Source organism: Rhodopirellula europaea 6C, from assembly GCF_000338295.1.
Lineage (GTDB): Bacteria > Planctomycetota > Planctomycetia > Pirellulales > Pirellulaceae > Rhodopirellula > Rhodopirellula europaea.
The window spans coordinates 127,826-149,977 of record NZ_ANMO01000216.1 but is presented as its reverse complement, the minus strand read 5'-3'; the positions used below and the strand labels follow the sequence as shown (position 1 = coordinate 149,977).

Below are 22,152 nucleotides of genomic sequence, written 5' to 3'. Positions count from 1 at the left end.
GCATAAAAAAAGCTCCCGGAAAGTACGAGGTCCTAGGGGGGCGGAGGACAACGCGCTTCTGTTCCGGGAGCCGGTGGTCGGTTTGTTCGATCGAGTGAGCACATCCTTGTGATCACCAACCGAACGTCCGTCATTTCAAAATCCTAACAAGCGTTTCTAGGTCGATCCGTGACCATCCAAACGTCTTGAGAATCTCGCAGCCAATCTCTCAATCAAAAACTAAAAGACGACCGATGCGAGATGCGATTTCAAAACTTCGCACGTCGCAATCGGACCGGGTTGGAGGTCCGTTTGCGACGATGGGGGCAACTTAGCGGGGGCCGCTTTCATGGGTCAAGCCGAGTTCGTAAAAACTCTTTCAGGTTCTTGATGGTCCTTTGACTCCGAGTCATTTTGGTCCCGAGAATCGTTTAGAATCAGCGTGAAAACTTTATCGATTTTCTTTTCACTCCCGTCAAAGCCAACTCCTTCCATGCAGTTCTCTTCACATTCCAACACCGAGAAAAATTCACAGGTTTCTACGGGTGATCCCTCATCTGCCGCGTCACGTTCCGCCGAGTTGCGTCATCACTCTGCAGCAACATCGGATCACCGAGGCTTGATCAACGCGACTGGCTCAAGTGCTTCGATTGGTCAATTGCTAGCAAACCTCGTTCGTCGCTCATTCTGTCTCGTGCCGGTCGTCATGTTGCTGGCCTGCGCTGGCTGCCAGCCTCCTGCGGACTCGTCAGCCGACTCAGGCAACAAAGAGTTGCACTTCGCGGTCATCCCCAAAAGCACCACTCACATTTTCTGGCAATCCGTCAAACACGGCGCAGAGCAAGCCGGCGAAGAAATCGGTGCGAAGATCACCTTCCGAGGCCCATCGAAAGCGAACGACCGCGATGAGCAAATCAATGTCGTTCAAGGATTCCTGAATGCTCGCGTCGATGGAATCTTGCTCGCCCCCTTGGATGCCGACGCGCTGGTTCGTCCCGTGAAAGAAGCGAGCCGAGCTGGTGTGCCCGTTGTGATTTTCGACAGCGGATTGAACACCGACCCTGGCGATTTTGTTTCCTACGTCGCAACCGATAACTTCGAAGGCGGCAAACTGGCGGGCGAGGCGATGGCAAGCGCCTTGGGAGAAAAGGGCGGTGACGTGATCTTGCTGAGGTACGAACAAGGCAGTGAAAGCACTCATCAACGCGAAGAGGGTTTTCTGTATTCCATCGCCGAGTACCCAAACATCCGAGTTTTAAGCAGTGACCAGTACGCTGGCACCACCACGGAATCCGCCATCGACAAAGCTCAGGCATTGCTGAACCGGTTTGGCGATGAAGTCGACGGAATCTGCACCGTCTGTGAACCAACTGCCGAAGGAGCCCTGCGTGCTCTCCGCGAAAGGAACTTGGCCGGCAAGGTCAAACTGATCACGTTCGACAGCAGTGACTCGCTAAGAGAATCCCTTTCGGCCGGCGAAGTGAACGCGATTGTGCTGCAGGACCCGGTCGCGATGGGCTATCAGGCGGTCAAAACGATTGCCGCTCATCTTCGTGGCGAAACACCGGAACAATTCATTGATACTGGTGTTTTCGTCGCGACGGCAAACAATCAAGACGACGAAAACATCGCTCGGCTCCTCCGTCCGGCGGTCTCAGGAGAGTGAATTTGACTGACACAGGTGCATCTACGGGTCGTAACCCGACAAAAATTGCGTTCCCGCCGCATCTGATCAGTGTTGCAAAGGACAAGTTGAGGATAGACTTCCGGGCATGAACAGAATGAGAAATCAACGCCCACCGCGTACAGGACGCGGATCACGACCAGCTCGCTTCGAAGAACCGGTCGACACAATTGCTCTGCTAGAATCCGTTGGACCGGTGGAAACCCCGCCAGAGATGGATTCCTTTGACGAATTGGATTTGTCGCCGATCATGCGTCGAGCGGTCAAAGACGCGGGATTCACAACCCCGTCGCCCATCCAGGCCGCATTGATCCCGCACGCTTTGAATGGCAAAGACGTGATCGGCCAAGCTCGGACGGGAACCGGCAAAACTGCCGCGTTCAGCATTCCGATCCTCGAACAGCTCGATTCCCTAGAAGATTGTCGCGACCCGCAAGCGATCGTGATCGTCCCGACTCGCGAATTGGCTGACCAGGTCGCCGCCGAAGCCGAACGGCTCGCTCGTGGAGTTCCGACGGAAATCGCCGTTTTATCCGGCGGCAAAAACATGAACCGCCAGCTACGCCAGCTGGAAAATGGCACTCAGCTCGTCGTCGGCACCCCCGGTCGTGTACACGATCACCTGCAACGAGGAACACTGCGAACCAACAACGTGTGGTGCGTGGTCCTGGACGAAGCCGACCGTATGCTGGACATCGGATTCCGGCCGCAAATTGAGCGAATCATGCGGAAGTGCCCGCGGAACCGGCAAACGCTGCTGCTGTCGGCAACGCTTCCTCCGGTCGTTCGCCGCTTGGCCGAAAGCTACATGCACGAACCGGTCGTGATTGACTGTTGCCGAGACGAGATGGCTGTCGACACGATCGAGCAGCGATACTTCACGATCGCTCAAGACGACAAAGTCAAACTGCTAGAATCGCTTCTGAAACGCGAAAAACCTGAACAAGCGATCATTTTCTGCCGAACGAAACGCGGAACGGATCGCCTACATCGGAAGCTCTCTCATGAATACGGTGGAGCTTGCGGTGCGATTCACGGCGATTTGCAGCAACGCGAACGCGACCGAGTCCTCCAAAAACTTCGCGATGGCAATCTGAAATTCCTCGTTGCGACGGACGTTGTGGGACGCGGAATTGACATCAGTACGATCTCACACATCGTCAATTTTGATGTCCCTCAAGATTGCGACGATTACGTCCACCGTGTCGGCCGAACTGGCCGGATGGGCCGCGACGGTGTTGCCTACACGTTCGTCGTTCCTGGAGAAGGCGATATTCTGACCAGCATTGAGCAACGCATCAATAAATTGCTGATTCGGGACAAAATGGAGGGTTTTGAATCGCCCGCCGAGAAGGCTGCAGCGGTTGCCGCGGCGGCGCCCGAGCCAGAGAAAGAGCTACGTCGCACCCTCAATCCTATGACGCGAAAACGCCCTCGCCGGCGTTGATTTCGTTCAGGGAACTTTTTTGCAGACCCAACGTCCAACTTGACGCAAGATTGTGTCGATTGTGACGGCTGTGAGTTGCGAGACCTTTGACCCACCGTTCCCGCCCCCTCCTGTGGGTGTAATTCTTGGGTCGCTTTCGTCATCAGAACCGGTGCAATTGGCACATTTATCCCGCGAGAGAACGCTGCGGTAAGTCGCGACGACGCAAAAATTTGCGACGTTATTTACCCCAACTATACTCGTCGGACTGATCGCGCGAGCCACGCCCCAATTGCCCGACATTGACGTCGGTGCGATCCCCAGCAACGCCGTGAGATCAGCCTTGTCATCCACGACTGATCTTTGATTGGCCGCAATTCCGCGGTCCGTTGAAGCTCCGAGATTCACAACAAGTTCGGCGGATTGGGTTGGAAATTGGCTGTTTCGGAAGCCAACCAAGACCCAATCTCTGGTCTGCCTAGAAGGTTCGGTCTATGACCTCGCGTCAGCGAAACACAGTGTCTCCGTCCACGGAAAATGCCTCCTCCCGCGATCGTGCGCCATCGGTGCCAGCTCGTCGTCGGTCCAAGACGTCCAAACGCGGAGGCGAAAGTCGCCAACAGCGTCGACGTCACTTGGTCGAGACGCTCGAAGCTCGGCAGTTGCTGGCTGGGCCACAGCTCATTGGGGTTCAACCCAATGAGGGCGACTTAATCGACGATGGTGCCGTCCGCCAAACCGCCCCTCGCGTGTTGACGTTCCGTTTCGACGAGAACCAACAGATCGACCCAACCACGCTGGGCGGCGTTGAGATCAGTCGCGCCGGTGGCGATGGCGACTTCAACGAAAAGATCGTGATCGAACCGGGTTCGATCACGTTGGGCGATCCCAACGAAAACGAGATCATCGTTCGCTTTGCCGAAAACCTGCCGGACGATGACTACCAAATCAAACTGTTTGGTTACGACAATCCCGATGAAGACATCGTCGGCATTCGCAACTTGAACGGGGAACTGTTCGTTCCAAACGAAGCCGGTGAGCGTGTCCAAACAATCGACTTCGATTTGGACCTGGGTGCACTGATTGAATCGGTCGTGCCGCAGCCGGTTGTTCGCAATGCTGATGGCAGCCTGACGCAGAACCGCAACGAAATCGTTGTTTACTTCAACGAAGATCCGTTGTTCGTCGAAAACGATGCCAACGGCAATCCAACCACACGATCGGCCGAAAACCCTCGTTTCTATCAGTTGCTGCTGACCCAAGACACGGTTCGCACCACCGACGATGTCGTCTATCAACCCGCCAAGGTTGTTTACGACCAAAAAACTTTCACGGCTCGTTTGTTCTTCGATACGGACGACATCAACGATCTGAAGTTCGAGCAAGCTGTCCTGACCGCTCAGGACGCATCGCAACTGGCACAGCTCGAGGCCGCCTTGGTCGCCGGAACGCCTTCGGTGGCCGAAGCCGAAGCCAACTTGGCCGCGTTCAAAGACTCATTCGCTGTTCCCGTCGGTGGCGGCACGTTCCGACTGCGTATTGGCAATGCCATCAGCAGCTCGGCTGAACTGCAGCTGCAACCCGCTGAAGTCATTCCTCGTCCGTTCACCAGCGTTGCTCTGGACAACAGCGGCAGCGAGTTCTTGATTCGATCGTTGTTGCTCGGCGAAGACCAACCCGAACGAGCCGTGACGTTTGTCAATTCCGCCGCGGGTGGATTGGCAGTCAGCCTGGACGCCAACGGTCGCGTCGTGGTCGACTTTGGTGGATCCACACCGACGGTCAACGATTTGCGAGTCGCAGTGGCAAGCACGCCCTCGGTCGCCGGCTTGGTTGAAGTGGACCCCAACAGCTTTGGTTCGCTCGCGTTGCCATTGAGCTTGACCAACAAAAGCGATTTCAATTTGGTCGGTTTGGGCGGCACGCTCACGACCGCGTACAACCTTGGCGAACTCGGTTCGACCGGTGAGTTGTCCAGCGTTCTGATCCGCGAATCCATTTCGCCGATGCCGTTTGATTTGGATCTTCCCGGTGGGAATGACGATCCAGGGCACCGCGAAGTCGACACCGCTTTCCAAGGTCACCTCAACCCGTTGTTCGGTGCTGACTCCGTCGATGGCATCACCGAGATTGCCTACAACTTCGAGTCTAACGTCGCATCGACCGGCGGCACAACGTTCAGCAACCAAATCACCGAACGCCAACGTCAACGCGTTCGCGAAGTGCTGGACCTATGGTCCGCAAAGATTGGTGTGCAGTTCCGCGAAACGGTTTCGGAAGGCATCACGTTCGCCGTCGGCGACAACGCTCGTTTGGCGAGCTCGGTCAGCTTCAACGTGATCAACGCGAATGTTCGTGTTGACGAAACGTTTGCTGATCCAGCGATCGTCTTTAGCAACCAAGTCACATTCGGCACGGCTTACGGCGAAGACTTCACTCGCAAAGCAGCCGCCGGCGTCGGTTTGTTACTCGGATTGGAATTCGCACCTGAATTGCCACCGGAGACATTGCTGAGCGGTTCGTTCGCATTTTTGAACGACACAATCAATCCAGAAACCGAAGCCGACCTGAAGGATCTGGAACCAGTCTTCCCGGGCAACGCAGATGTGTTGCACGGCCAGTACCTGTATCAACCTGACAGTGTTGATATCGACATGTACCGGTTTGAGGTCAACCTCAACGATGCTGATCGATTGGGAACGTTGACCGTCGAAACTTTCGCGGAACGCCTGGCTCAATCCAGCTTGCTCGACACGACGTTGACGTTGTTCCAGGAAGTCCCCGCATCGGCAACTTCCGACTTCGACTTGGGTCCATCGTTGTCGGTTGAGTTCTTGGCCGTCGCGGCTGGTGCCGAAGGCAATCAAACTCGAATCGAATTCGTTCAAAGCGACCGCGCCGCCAACGATGATGCAGTCCGCGTGCTGCGTCGAACCGGTGATGACGGCCAATTGTTGGACAACGTCATCCTGCTGGACGTCCCCCGTCGCAGCAGCGTGGGTGAAGTTCCGGTGTCCGCATTGATCGATGCAATCAACAACGACCCGTTTGCTTCATCGCTGGTTCAAGCTCGCTTGGTCGAAGGTAACGACACAACCGACATTTCACGACCGAATGAAGTCCTGGACTTCTCGCCCATCAGTCTCGCTGGCGGTGGTTTGGAACAGCTCAGCCGCAACGACGACTACTTCAGTGAAGACTCGTTCCTCACCGCATCCTTGGGAGCGGGAACCTATTACATCGGTGTCGCCGCAAGCGGAAACGATGAATACAACCCATTGATTCCTGAAAGTGGTTTCGGCGGGCGAACACAAGGTGAATACGAACTTCTCGTCAAGTTCGACCCCAACGTCGATGAAGTCAACGTGCTTCGCGACATGGACCTCGAAGGCAACAATGCCGGCGATCGAATTGGTGTTCCCGGAACGCCACTCGATGGTGACGGTGACGGAGCCGCTGGCGGTTTGTACCAGTTCTGGTTCCAGACTCGTCCTGAAGAACGAATCTTGGAATTCGAACTGACCGGCAACTCGATCACGCCTCACCAAACGATTGAGGTCATCAGTGGAACGGGTGCTCGTCGGGTTTATGAATTTGTGCCGATCGGACAAAGCTCGACCGTCCCAGGCAGCGTCGTGGTTCAGTACAACGCCACCGTCGGTGCGGGTTCCCCCGCAGCGGGCTTGGCGAACGAATTGGCGACCTCCATCAATCTTTTGACGGGTGTCACCGGCGTATCAGCCGAGGTAATCGGATCGGGTGAATTGGTCCAGTTGTCGGGCGAACGTTCCGTCGAAACGTCCACCAATTTCCGCGGCATGACCATTCATGGTCGCACGATTTTCGTCGATAAGATGGGCGCGGCTCAGGCCGACGGCAGCATCGATTCGCCGATCAACAACATCGCCAGCGACGATGTGCTCAGCGCGTTTTCGGTCGCTCGATTTGGTGACCAAGTTCGCATCGTCGGTAACGGCGGTATCGATGGCGACATCGAAACCGAAGCGGACAACTTCAGCTATCAATTTGGCATCACCGAAACCGGTGGCCAAGTGCTGGAAGACGGCCGCAACATGGAAGTCCCGCAAGGCGTGACAGCTGTCATTGACGCGGGCGCCGCACTAAAATTCCGCAGCGCTCGCATTGGCGTCGGCAGTAGCAGCTTGCAAATCGACCGCAGCGGATCCTTGCTGCAAGTCTTGGGCACACCTCGATTGGTTGAATTGTCGACCGACAATGACGTCAACGATCCGGCATTCGATCCCACAACAACTCTGTTGACGCACGTTTCCGATGCGACCTCCGCGTATGACAACGGCAGCGTGATCCTGACCAGTATGCGAGACCGTGGTGTGGATGTCGCTGCGGCTGGCATCGCTCCGGCAGCGGGCCCTGGCGACTGGGGCGGAATCGTCTTCCGCAGTGACTTTGATGCGGTTCAAGGTCGAAGTTCGTTGGAAGACGAAGGCATCTTCGTCGACCGTGTGAACCACGCAGAAATTCGCTTCGGCGGTGGCAGCAACTTGCTGATCGATTCGGTTCAGCAGTTGGTCAATCCGATCACCATGATCGGTCGACGTCCTACGATTTCGTTCAACGACATCACTCGCAGTGCTGATGCTGCGATCAGCGCTTCACCGGACACCTTCGAAGAAACCACTTTCCAAGGTCCTAAGTTCCAAGTCGCTGGACGTTTCATCGCGGATTACGACCGCGTTGGACCGGACATCTATTCGAACCAATTGATCGATAACAGCATCAACGGTTTGTTCATTCGTGTTCAAACCACCGCGAACCAACCACCTCGTGAGTTGACCGTTGCCGGTCGATTCGACGACATCGATGTGGTTCACTACTTGGCTGAAAACCTGTCGATCGTCGGTACCCCCGGCGGTAGCATCGAAGACGGCATCCGTCCCGATTTGACCAGCTCGGCCGGCAACGTGAATCTCGGCGGCAACTTGGAGCAAGGCACCTACAACTATCGCATGACGTTCGTCGACGTGTTCGGCTTTGAGTCAGCGGCTAGCGATCCGAGTGGCGATTTTGCGGTTCCGTCGACATTGAGCGGATCGTCGATTGAACTTCGCAATCTGCCCGCCATCGGCGGTGTCAGCAACTTCGTCGCCCGTCGTTTGTATCGCAGCATCCCGGGCACGAACGACTATGTCTTCGTCGCTCAGCTGGATGCGACACGTCAAACCTTCGTTGACACTGGCGAACAAACTGCTGCCAACAGCACACTGCTCGATCCAGATCTGGATGGCGTTCGCGGTCGTTTGGACGCTTCGCTTACCATCGATCCCGGTCTGATTGTCAAGCTGAACGGAGCACGCATCGAGCTTGGCCACGGCACTCAGTTGTTGGCCGAAGGCACGGCACAACGCCCGGTCATCTTCACCAGCTTGCTGGACGATCGTTTTGGTGCTGGTGGAACGTTTGATACCAGCAACGACGCGGCAACTGGCACGGTGTTCGATCCCGATCGCGGCGATTGGTCCGGCATCTATGCAGGTCCAAACTCGCATATCAGTCTTGATTCAGCGACGATCGCGTATGCCGGTGGCGTGAGCTTGATTCCCGGTGGTGAAAGCCGCGGCTTCGTTCCATTGCAGCTGCAACAGGCTTCGGCACGCGTCGTGAATTCGCGGTTCGAATTCAACGACGACGGGCAAGATGGTGCGGGCGATGTCGGTCGATTCGGCCGACCAGGCGTTACGCCTTCCACGATTCACGTTCGTGGCAGCCAGCCAATCATTGTTGGCAACGATTTCGTCGACAACCGCGGCAGCATCATCGACATCGACAGCAACTCGATGACAGCCGAACGCATCATCGACCTTGGTCGCCAAACCGGTTCAGTCGATAACTTCGCCGAACTGGACGACAACTATGGTCCATTGATTCGCGAAAACCGCTATGAAGTGGTTGCCAATGCAGCGGCGGGTGAACGCCAGCTAAGCGGCTTGGAAATTCGCGGTGGCCAACTGACAACCGAAAGCATCTGGGACGATACCGATATCGTTCACATGATCTTCGACAGCATCGAAGTCGGAAACCTTCACTCCACTGGCGGACTGCGTCTGTTCAGTCGTGCGGAAGAAAGCTTGGTCGTCAAGCTTTCCGGAAGCGGCACTGCATTCAGCCCAACAAGCGGAACCGGATTGACCGCGACGGGAACGATCGGCGACATCGACGATCGCATTGGCGGTACGGTCCAAATCATCGGGATGCCTGGATCACCAGTGGTCTTGACCAGCCTTGCGGACGATACCGTCGGTGCGGGTCTGATGCCAGATGGCACGGCGTTCTTGGACACCAACGGTGATTCCTTCGCGAGCCGTCCCGACACCAATGATTGGCGAAGCATTCTTTTCGACGAGAATTCGAATTACACAAACATCGAGTTCATCCTGGAACGCGAACTGAAGTCGGAAATCAGCCCAGGCCTGAATGGCTCGGTTGTCACCGCTCAAGCTTTGGGAACCCTTGCTCCGAACGAGTTGTTCAGTGACGAACAGAATCGCTTGGGCTTCGAAGTGGAAGGTTTCCTTTCGCAAAGCAACGATGTCGATACCTATGCATTCACGGGCGAAGCAGGAACTCAGATTTGGGTCGACCTCGACCACACATCGTTCACGCTGGACACCGTGTTGGAAATCCTTGATCCCGACGGAAACGTTATCGCTCGCAGCGACAACTCCTTCGACGAAGTCAATGGCGACGCAGAAGTGGCCATCCTCGACCCAAGTGCTGAAGGCTTGGCCGGATCGCTTCAAGCGAATTCGAACTTCGATGGATTCATGGACTACGACACGGTCAATCCACGTGATGCCGGTCTACGAATCACGCTGCCAGGACCTATTGGCAACTCGTCGAATTACTTCATCCGAGTTCGCAGTGCGGCAGTCAATCCAGACGACGCCGAAGGCGGCCTGACCCGTGGTGGCTATCGTTTCCAAGTTCGCTTGCGTGAAGAGCAAGAGTTCAGCGGCAGCATGGTTCGCTTCGCAGACATTCGATATGCGAACAACGGTATTCACGTCCGCGGTGCCATGGCGAATTCGCCACTTTTGGGTGAAGCACAAGAGAACGAGCAGTTTGGCAACACGTCCAGCAACGACATCGCGGTATCCGATCTGGATACGCCTGGCCAACGAGCACAGTACCTCGGCAACACCTTGGAAAGTCGCAATGGCGTGCTCAGCGTCGGCGGCTCATTGGACACCGTCGCAGACATTGACCATTACCAAATCGATGTGCTCGGATCACAAGGTGCGGTCAGTCGTGACACGTTGATCTTCGACATCGACTATGCCGATGGCTTCAATCGTCCCGACACGATGCTTTCGATCTTCTACGATCCCGATGGCGAAACAGGCGATGCTCAACCACGATTGGTTGCGATTGGCAACGACAGCAACATCTTGGAAGACCAAACCATCCAGGGCGACTCGCCAATTGATCTGTTGCAGCGAGGCAGCATCGATAACGGGGACGCTTACATCGGTCCTCTCGCGATGCCAGGTGGTGACGGAACGTACTACGTGGCCGTCACGGGCGAAGGAACAACACCGGATGTCTTGTCCGATCCGTTGGTCCGGTTGGAACCAATTGATTCCATTTTGCGAATTGTTGATGACCAAATCGCCAACAGCATCCAAACAACAGCAGACGCACCGGTCGAACCATTCTTCATCGACACCAGTGTCTTGCCGTTCGGTTGGTCGACGACACTCGATCGTGCACGTGATGTTGGGCACAACTCCAAGCAAACCTTCAACGGTTCGCGAAATGTGGACTTGTTCCCTGATAGCGTTCAATTCGAATCAGAATCCAATAACTCGTTGCTTGCTGCGGACGACCTCGAAGCCAACCTCGGCTGGAGTCTAAACGACGACCCCAATGTCGGGAACTTCTTCGGCACAAATACCTCGCAGCAGCTCCCACACACCAAGGTGTTCGGGACCACGGTCAACGAAGTGGTCGATGTGTACCAATTCGTTGTCCCTGTCGATGGCTCACGAGTCATCTTGGACGTCGACAATGGTTTCATTCCATTTGCCTATGACACCAACCCTGGCTTCGGCGGCATCGACGTCGATCCAGACATCGAAGATTTCGAAAGCGACAGCGTCGACTTGAAGTTGCAGTTGCTGGATGCCTTCGGCACCGTGATTGCGACGAATTCATTCGCGCCAACCAGCTACGGTGCTTTGGGAAGCACGAGCGACCCATTGAGTCTGTTCAGCGAAGACCCCTACATCGAAACGTTCTTGCAAGCGGGTGTTTACTTCGTTGCCGTCTCGCCCGAAGCAACCGCCTACGACCCAGCGAACCAAGTGTTCTCGTTGGACGTTGCGGATCGCCCACAGCAGGGCACCTATGAACTCAACGTTTCGGTCGAGGACCATGTCACCAGTGGTGGCGACCCGAACAATCAATCGCTGTACTTTGATCGTTCCGAGATTCGCGGCGATTTGGACAGCGTTGCGTTTGACCTGACGGGTTACAGCGACGCTGACCAACCTTACCTGTACTTCGATTACTTGCTCAGCGACATTGGGGATGACGAAGTTCGCGTCATCGCTCGAAGTGACCAACAGGGCGACACCGTTTTGGCGGGCAATGCTGCGGGCATCGCTGGTACCAACGGCTCGTTGTTGCAACAAGACGCCTTGGAAAACTGGTATCAGGCTCGACTGGACCTGGGAGAATTCGCGGGTGACTCCAACGTCATCATCCGCTTCGAATACGACACCGACCTAGCTGCCGGTACCGGTCCGGTCTTCGGTGGAGAAGGCCTGTACCTCGACAACTTCATCGTCGGCTTCGCAGAGCGTGGTGAGTTGGTTGTCGGTGCTGCATCAGGCCGCACTGGATTCACCGGACAATCGCAGTCTGTCCTCGGCGAATACCAACTTGAAATCCGCCCTGGTCAGGAATACACATCGACGACTTCGGCAACGACTCAGACTCCAACGGCCTCGTTTGATACAAACGAGCGACTGGCACGGACGATGACGATTGTCGCTCCTCACCCATCGCAATTGAGCGACGGTGACACGTTCACCATGTCGGACAACGTCCGCAGCGTGACGTTTGAATTCAACAGTTCCGGATCGGTTCTGGCTGGTAACATTCCCATCAATATTGTTGGCGTGACCACCCAAATCGAAGTGGCGGAACGAATTCGAACAGCGTTCAACCTTCCAGCCGTCCAGGCCTTGATTCCGATTCAAGCAACGGATTCATCGGGTGATACGACCGGTGGCAACAATGACATACGGATCAATTTGTCCGCTGCCGTGGTTGGTGATTTCTACAAGGTCGACAGCGTCGCAGATGTGCCGGACGCGGCCGATCCAATCGTGCCGGCAGGAACTCCTTTCCGCTTGCCAGCGATCTACACCGAGTTCATTGGCGACCAAAATGTCCAGCGTCGACAAGACCAATTTTTCATCGACTCAAACAAAATCAGCGACGTTCACGCGATTGGAATTTGGAGCGAACCAGGCGACCGGGGCGTTGATCCCCAAGACATCAAGACGCGTTCGCAATTCGCGTTGGACCTTGGGAACTTCTTCGGATTCAACAACGATGGTTTCTTTGCGGGAGAGGAAAATCCTTACCTGCAACAGCCTCCGATTGGCAACACGACACCGGGCGGTGTCCGCAATCTGCCCACGTTGAACAACTCCGTCATCGGTGGTTTGGCTCCTTCGGTCACGATCGTAAACAACACAATCGACAGTGCTGGCTATTCCGCGATCAAAGTGGATGGCGAAACACGACCATGGCAGATTGATTCGTTCTTCAGCGGTGACTTCCTCGGCGACATCGGCTTCGGCGACTTCATCGCAGATGGTTTGACGATGACCATCGACGCCGCAGGCACTCGTGTCACATTCGAATTCGAAGACATTGGGGGTGGCGTCGTGCCAGCCGGTGGTAGCGGTGTGATTGGTGGTGACGGATACGTTGATGGTCACGTGCCGATTTACATCCGCCATACGGGTCAACTCTACAACCCGCCAACGATTCCTCAGGCGGCACGCCGTGACTACGCTCACACCCGTCACGAAGCGATGATGGCAATTTATCAAGCCATCCAGGGCAGCATTTTGATGACCAATGACCTGGTTCAATTGGTTCATCCAACAATCGGGCCATCCATCCAGTTCGGCGATGAACTGGAAGAGAATCGCTACCTCAGCGACATCTCGTTCCCGACCGCAACGGTGTTCCTGGAAGGTGTGACTGGGATCTATTTCGACACTTCGTTCGCCAAAGGCGGTGGAAACCCATTCGTTGCCAGCCCAGCGGCCGTCGCGGAAGCTCCACAACCTTTCTCGCGAATCGTCAACAACACGATCTATGGTCAGGATGGAACTGAGTCGCAGTTCTCCCAGGCCGCGATCATCGACGGCGTCGATGGAGACGACACCATCAGCGGTGCTCGTGACACGAAGGTTGGCCAAGCCCACAACGGTGCCTACATCACCGACGGAACGATCGGCAATGGCAACTCGTTGCTGACCGCTCAGCAAGACGTTGACTTCTATGAAGTCGAACTTCGTGCGGGCGATCGTTTGACGGTCGACATCGACACGTTGGCAGCCGCCTTGGACATTCCCGAAGGCCCCGATTTGGTCCTGCGACTGTTCGACTCGAACGGCGTTGAAGTGGCATCCAATGATGCCGCCGCAGCTCCGTCTTATCTCGAAACGGCAACGGATCCAACACAGGAAGACACCTTTGTCGACACGGGTATCGATCCGGTCGACACTGCCGACGATACGCAGCCGAACCTTCGTGCGGTCGATCCATTCCTGGACTTCACCGCGACGGCCAAAGGTACCTACTACGTTGCTGTTTCGTTGCAATCCAACGGCGAATACGACCCGAACGCATTGTCTGGCCGCGCCAAAAGCAACGACATCACCGGCAACTACACCATCGCAATCGAAGCTTATGCGGCTCGCGATTTCGTGCTGAGCATCGACGACCAGAACCTGGCCCGAAACACAGGCAACTTGGGATCGACCGGTGATGATTTGATCGGCACCTCGGTCGTGATCACACAGATTCCTGATCGTCAGGACGGATTCGTTGCTCCTAACAGCACAAACTCGATTCGGTTCCTATTCACGGATTCCGTTGGTGGCATCCGCACAAACGACAACGGCGAAACAGTTGTCAACGTTCCGTTGCAACCTGGCGATGGTTTCCGAACGCCGGAAATCATCTCTGCACTGCAAAATGCGATCAACGGAGCAGGAGTTGTCGACAACCCGACGCTGACCAGCCCTCCATTGCCCAACAACGAATTTGACAATGGTCCCGATGACGATGACATCGGTGCTGTTGCGGGCCCAATCACCCGGGTCGAAGCACTCGCTCTCGGCGGACTTGCCGGCAGTGCAGCCGGATTGGAACGTTTCAACTTCTCGATTCCGTTCCCATTCGGAACGGGCAGCGACTTCCAATACGGATTTGGCCACGACCGAACAAGCGAAGTCGACAGCTTGGGATTTGCTGGCACGACAACGTCAGGGCTCGGCACAACCGAACTCTACCTGCTGATCAAGAACGCAGCGAAGGTCGAGATCATTCCACCAGAAGGCGGCACGACTCCGTTGCGAATGGACCCTCAACCAGGTGTTGAGATGGACCAATTGCTACCTGAAACAGGTGTGATGTTGACCGGTGGCAGCAGTGCGACCTTGATCAACAACGTCTTGTCGAACTTGAACCAAAGCATCGTGGTCGAGGAAACCCAATTCCGCGGTTTCAGTCACCCAACCGATCCGGATGAACATATCAAGCCATCCGAAGTCGTTGTCACAAACAACCTGTTCCAGCACGACCAACCACAAACGACTGTGTTCCGTCAGAACATCAACAGCGTTAACAATGGTGGCGTTGGACTGACGACCGATGGTGCCACCGGCCCTAGCAGCGTCAACGGCGGCACCGATGACTTCAACATCACGTTGGGCAACAACGATGCTCTGTTCGTTAACGCCAATGGTGACAACTTCATCCCAGCGTTGTTCTCGCTGGCGATCGACAGTGGTGCGAGCTCGGTGGTCGAACGTGACGCATTTGGTGGCGTGAAGGAAAGCGTTGGTCTGGGTACCAGCAACATCCTGGCACCAACCCGTGACGGAAACGGTGTGCTGCGTGCGGACAACGATCTGGCAGCTCCTCCATCCGGTGTCGGCGGAAGCTTGTTCATCGACCGCGGTGCAAACGAACTGGCCGACTTCAACGGCCCGGTCGCAACGTTGCAGGACCCGCTCGATAACGATGCCGAGGGTCGTGACGGCGATAGCTCCGACAGCTTCCTGCGATTGACGGGCGGCAACCAACAGAAATTCACCATCCAACTGCGTGACACAGGTGACTCGTCCAATCCATTCTCCGGAATCGGAATCGATGATGACACCGTCGTGGTGGCTGCGATCAACGGCTTGCGTCCCGTGGGCGCCAACGTCGCGGTCTTCGAAAATGAAAAGTTGTTGACCGAAGGCATCGACTACACCTTCGATTACGACGAAACAAGCAACCTGATCACGCTGACTCCGCTTGCCGGTGTTTGGCGAGAAGGAAACGCTTATAGCATCTCGTTGAACAACCGTGACCGCAGCGTCATCGTTGCTCCCGATCCAAGCGAAGTGCGTGATGGACAACAAGTCAGCATCACTGACTCGGACGGAGGCACGGTCGTCTTCGAATTTGAGTCGGGCTACCAACTGTTCTTGCCTGAAACGTTGACGCTGGTCGTCCCGGAAGTTGGCATTGATGCAGGCGGTCTCAGCGATGGCGACTCGTTCCGTATCGGCGATGGCGAAAACGACACCTTGGTGTTCGAATTCGATCGCGATGGAACCGTCTTGGGCAATGCGACTCCGATCATCCTTCCCGATACCCAGGTCGACACACCAGAAGGTCGCCAAGAAGTGCGTGAGCGTATCGCTCGCGACATCGAAACGGCGATCAACACGGCACTTGCCGCCAATCCAAACTTCGAAGTCGAAGTCGTCGTTGATGGCGATCGAGTCATCCTTGGTGCTCCTTCGGGATACACCGTCGACACCTCGGCAGGTGGCATGGAACAGGATGCCCGTACGCTAGCCTTGCAAGCACCTCGTGCTGGCACCGCGTTTGGTGGCGTTCAAGTCGGTGACACATTCATCGTCAGCAATGGCAATGTGACTCGCACCTTCGAATTCACCGAAGACGGAACACTCAGCGATCCATCGTTCGTTCCTGTCGTGATCACGGTCGCTCCAAACGAGTTGACCTCCATCGAATTGGCTCAGGTCATCGCGGACACATTGTCCAACTCGGCACTCGGATTGGTTCCGACTGTCGTCGATGATGCGGTTTACCTGAATTTGCCTTCGGCTGGTTTCGTCAACATCAGTGCTGGCCAACTGACCGCCATCGGACTCAGCCGTCCGATTAGCGACGGCGACATCATTCGCGTGACTGAAAGCCCCGCAACGGTTTCAACGTCGATCGAATTGGGCACCGCCTATCCAGCCGGTTTGGCCGTGTCTGATTTCGGTGCAACTCTGGACAACAGTGTCTTCGTTCTACAAACGAGTGCTGGCGATCGAGTTCGAGTTCAAATCGACGCCTCCGAAAACGACTTGATCCCGACTCCAGGCAGCTTTGCTCTGGACATCACCGAAACGGTCACCGACGACGTCGGAAACGAAACTCTGGTTCTCGTTTCGCGAGATGAGTTTGCTCGCCGACTGGCAAGCCTGCTCCGCAACGCCGGACTGAATGGTGATCCAGTCGCTCAAGACCAGTTTGTGTTCTTGAACTTGCCAACCGGCGTGACGGCGACGTTCCAATCCGATTATGGCGGGTTGTCGTTGAGTGAAACTTCCGAGTTTGAAGTTCGACGCACGTTGGAATTCGACTTGATCACGCAGGACGAAAATGGACAGGACACCTTCGACGGTGTTGAGCCTCGCCACTTCCGTATGCCGTTCCGCTTGACCGACACCGCCAGCGATTTGGCTGACGCGGTTCGAGATGCACTGAACAACTCAGCCGATCTGATCAACGGCTTGGCCCCGGGTTCGCGAGTGGTTGCTCCCGGCCAGGTACAGGTCGAGTCCAACGAGACGGTCAACGTCAACGGACAAGACATCATTCCTCAACCGGCCATCATCACGGTCACCGCCGGAAGTTCACTCGAGGTTCGTGGCGAACCCGGTGTGACAGAAAGCAGCACGGTTCAAGTCTTTGGACCATTGTTGTTGACGATGCCAACCCTTGGCGGATTCAGCATCACCAATGGCAGTGCATTGATTCTGCGAGACGACGCGGGCAACGACGTTGTGCTGCAATTCGTTTTGCCAACGGGTCTGAACAACGTCACGCCTGTTCCGGGTGCGATCTTCGTTCCTTACGACTCAAACCAAAACGGTGCGACGTTGGCAGCGAACTTGGCTGCGGTTATCAATGCCTCGCCTGCTGACATGACCGCCACAGTCAATGCGAACAACCAGATCTCGCTGGGACGCATCGATCGCGATCGCGTCGACAACAACGGCTTGCCAGGTTTGCTCGTTCCGGGCACCCCAGGCATCTCGGTCGACCGCGGTATTGTGGCCGATGGAGAAGTGTTGCGACTGCGTCAGGGCGACGTCGACATCTCGTTCGAGTTCGAACTCAGCGATGGTGGTGGCGGAGTTCGTGCGGGCAACATTCCTGTGACGTTCAACTCCAGCAGCTCGATCGGTGAGATCGCTCAAAGCTTGGCAGCAACGATCAGCAACAATCGCGGTGGTTTGCGATTCGCAGTGGATCCTGCAACGGGTCAAGAATTGATGCCAGTGGCCGACGTGGAAGCTGGAACCGTTCGCCTGAACGATTTGCCGGGCACCCAAGTTGACATCTCGGGCTCGACCACACTGAATGTGGTTGGTGTTCCCGGTGGAGCGATCGCGATTCCAATCTCGCCGGACAACAATTCCGAGGATGTCAAACGAAGCATTCTTCGAGCCTTGCAAGGCGTCAATCAACCGGGGCAACCCGAGACAACCACGTTGCTAGCCGAAAACCGTGGTGGTTCGACCTTGTTCGTCGAGAACGCTTCGATCATCGACGGCCCGGTCAGCAACTACTACTTGCCCGCCATCAAGGATTTGGCTGGCAACCCATTGGCACCTAATCGCGAAGATCGCTCGACCCAGTTCACCATTCTGATGCCCGGTATCGGACTGGACTTTGGTGACGCACCCGACCCGGTAGCCGGTGTTCCAGGTCGTTACCCAACGACTTTGGCTCAAGACGGTGCTCGCCACGTGATTGGTGGTGCAAACAATCCTGTTTTGGGAAGTCGCGTTGACGCGGAAGTGGACGCTTTGGCTGTCCGCACCGCCGACGGTGACGACTTGACCATTGATGTGTCTCCGCTGACGCCAGCGGGCGGCCCATTGCCAGCAACCTTGTTCTCCAACACGATTGTTGACGGCGATGTTCGCATCGCAGTGAACCCATCGGACTTCTCTTCGCTGAACCTGTTCGATGGCGAAACGATCACGTTGACGGTTGGCGGTGTCGAAGCAACGTTGGAATTCGACGTTGACGGACGCTTCGAGGAAGACAACTTCGCAATCTCAATCGATGCCCTCGATGAGAATGGCAATGTCGACAACGCGTTGATCAATGAAGAAGACATCGCGGCAGCGATCGTCCGAGCCATCGATCAAAGCCCTCTTCGTCCTGCAGAACGCTCGATCTCTCAAGAGAATGGGGTGTTCGTTGTGAACTTCACCGGCAACGACGAAGACGGCGTGACCTTCTCCAGTGCGACCAACCCTGGCGGAATCATCAACCCAGGCGTGATCACACCAATTGAAGTCACCGCTTCGCCAGGCAGCGTGCTGCAGGCGTGGATCGACTTCAACGCCGATGGCGACTGGGATGACGCTGGCGAGTATGTCTTGCAAGACGTTCAGTTCGAAAGCAACCCAGAGACTCCTGGTCAAATCACTCGTCAGTTCGTGATTCAGTTCCCTGACACGGCTCCAGCCCCCACGGCCGGCGTGAGTGCAACTTACGCTCGATTCCGAGTTTCAACCGAAGGCGGATTGTCGCCGAGTGGCTTGGCTCTGTCCGGTGAAGTTGAAGACTACTTGGTGACCTTGTTGCCAGGTTTGCCACCGACCGTGGATGACGCCGCAGCGAACCGCAACTACACCGTTGCGGAAGGTGCGACGTTGCAAGCGATCGATGCGACGGGAACACTGACACCTTCCATCGCCAATGACAATGGTTTGCTCAGTGCGGTCGTCGAACCCGACGGACAAGACGTTGCGATCTTCGCCGACGACATTGGGTCGAAGACAATCTACGACGTCAACGATGCAACGCGTGTTGCTGGTGTCGTGAACATCGCCGTCGATGGAACATTCACCTTCGATGCTGATGCGGACTTCTCTGGGCAAGCGACCTTTGTCGTGCGTGCAACGGACGTTTCGCCCGGCAACCCGGATGGACAACTTGTCAGCTCGCGAGCGATCACGGCGACCATCACGGTCACTCCGGTCAACGATGCACCGACTTTGCAACCTGGTGTTCAACCGAGCGACGTCTTCACGACGGAAACAATCCTGGAAGACAACGTTGTCAGCCAAGAAGATCAAACATCGCTTGGACCAGTGGTCTTCTCAGCTGCCGACCTGATCGATCCGTACTTCGTCGCTGGACCTGGTTCGGAACCGAACGAGCAAGAGTTGTTCTTCCAGTTCGCTGGCACCGGCTCGACCGCGTTCCAAACGACGCAGGGCGGAACGTTGGCCATCACCAACAACGGCCGAACGATTCAGTACACACCTCCGCAAGATTACAGTGGAGCCACACCTGACTCGTTCATCTACCGAGTCGCGGATCGCGAGGCACCGGGCCAAAACGCGATTGTCAGCGCAACCGCCGCAACGGTTGGTCGCGTGAGCATCGTGATCACTCCGATCAACGACAATCCTCGTTTGGTGGACGACACTTACAGCACCAACGAAGACACTCCGCTGACCATCAATGTCGATGGTGCCGACGGCATTTTGAACAACGACACCGCCGGTCCAATCGACGAGCAGAACGACGGTCAGCAGATCTTCCTGGTGCCCGGTCAGTTCCAACGCATTGTCAACGGTCAAGTGATCAACAACCGCTTCACCGAAGCCGGTGGCACGGTTCGCTTGGACGGCAACCAACTGATCTACACTCCGCGTTCGCAGTTCAGCGGCACCGATCGATTCACCTATGAAGTTCAGGACTCCGAAGGTGGTGTCTCGACTGCGACGGTGACAATCAACGTTGGCAGCGTCAACAATCAGCCCGAATTCATTGGCATCAATGGCGTTCAAGGCGAAACGACTCTGCGATTCGACGAACGCAAGCAGACGGGCGAAGGTGTTAACTTCGACTTGAACGCTTGGTTCCGTGATCCAGACGGCGACGCGATGACCTATGAGGTATCGGCGACGGGTGGAACATCCGTGATCAACCCAACGGTCTCGGGCAACGAACTGAACATCGATTTTGTCCCGTTCCAAAACGGCGACAGCATCCCAGTGTTGATCACCGCTCGCGATCCTTCCGGATTGACCACCAGTCAAACGATTTTGGTCACCGTCACCGGATCGCCAGACGCTCCTGTGGTTCAAGGCAGCTTGAATCCGTTGCAGATCATCGAAGACAACGTCGCCGTCGAAGACCTGACGCAAGTCTTCTTCGATCCGGATGGCGACACGCTGACCTACACGGTCACACGTCTTGGATCGATCGTGAATCCGACAGCGGCCCAAATCGCTGCTCATCCTTTGGTTCAATCGATTGAGTTCTTTGGCGACTCGATGCGAATCACACCGAAGCCAAACCAATCTGGCCAGGTGACGATCGAACTGTCAGCTCGTGACGCACAATTCCAAGCAACTCATCAGTTTGAATTGCAAGTCTTGGCTGCCGAGGATGCACCGACCGGTGTGGAAGATGCCTACGCGGTATCGCTGGGTGGCCGTCTTGAAATCAACGACCCTGCCTTGGGACTGTTGCGAAATGACTTCGACCCGGATCTGAACTCGACATTGCAGATCGCATCGGGCTCGGTCACACAACCGACTTACGGAACGCTCACGCTCAGCGGAAACAACGACGGAACGTTCATCTACACGTTCAACCCTGAGTCCAGCTCGCTGAATCCGTTGCCAACCGGCGACAGCTTCACCTACCGCGTGCAAGACAACACGGGTCGACTGAGTCCACCGGTGACGGTGACGATTACCTTCGGGCAATCGGCCTACCAGAATCCATCGGACCGATTCGATGTGACCGCGGATGGTTTTGTCACGGCAATCGACGCGCTCAGAATCATCAACTTGCTCAACCGTGATGACCTTCGTGATCCCAATGATCCGAACGCTGAATTGACGATCGATCGCATTCCGACTTCACCACCGGATTACTACGACGTCAATGGCGATGGTCGCATCTCCGCCTTGGATGCGTTGCAGGTGATCAACGAGCTGAATACTCGGTCGGTCAACGGTGCCGGCGGTGAACCGTTGCTCGCCGACAACACGACGATCGTTTCGGGATCGTTGGATTCGGCTTCTGCCGGACGTTTTGGTTCCACCCAAGCTTTGGCGTCTCCAGCGGCCACAACTGCCACGGCGGCCAACGCGGTACCAATTTCCTCGGCCATCACCAGTTCCCGAACCCCGGCTGGTGAATTGACTGTCTCTGCGGAAGCGTCGTTGGACAATTTGCTTTCGGTTGGTTTCGACATTGAGTCGAGCCAATCGCAACGCAACGAATTGTTGGCCAACGCACTGGCGGACGACTTAGAATCGTCGTTATCCGAACCAGGCATCGGATTGGACGGCGCGATTGACTCCGCCTTGGTTGATCTTTTCTCAGATGAAACTGATCACAACTAGAATTTGCTGACCTGAGGGGCCCGAAAACGGGCCCCTTCATTGGCACCCCCCTTATTCCCTCCCGTTTTTGATTCATATTCTGCAAGGCTTCGGTC

3 protein-coding genes are annotated in these 22,152 nt (G+C 55.9%); all 3 read left to right on the top strand.

Annotated elements, in window-relative coordinates:
* Positions 1-472: 472 nt before the first annotated feature.
* The 3 genes from RE6C_RS22760 (at position 473) to RE6C_RS22740 (ending at position 22,057) form a co-directional block, all read left to right on the top strand.
* A complete protein-coding gene (locus RE6C_RS22760; RefSeq protein WP_008660448.1) occupies positions 473-1,645 on the top strand; it encodes an ABC transporter substrate-binding protein in 1,173 nt (390 codons plus the stop codon).
* Positions 1,646-1,760: 115 nt separating this feature from the next.
* Positions 1,761-3,110 (top strand): DEAD/DEAH box helicase, encoded by a 1,350-nt coding sequence (locus RE6C_RS22755; protein ID WP_039963108.1) that lies wholly within the window; start codon positions 1,761-1,763, stop codon positions 3,108-3,110.
* 545 nt (positions 3,111-3,655) lie between these two features.
* Positions 3,656-22,057: a cadherin-like domain-containing protein gene (locus RE6C_RS22740; protein WP_008660443.1), complete on the top strand. Its 18,402-nt coding sequence runs from the start codon at positions 3,656-3,658 to the stop codon at positions 22,055-22,057.
* The last annotated feature ends 95 nt before the right edge of the window (positions 22,058-22,152 follow it).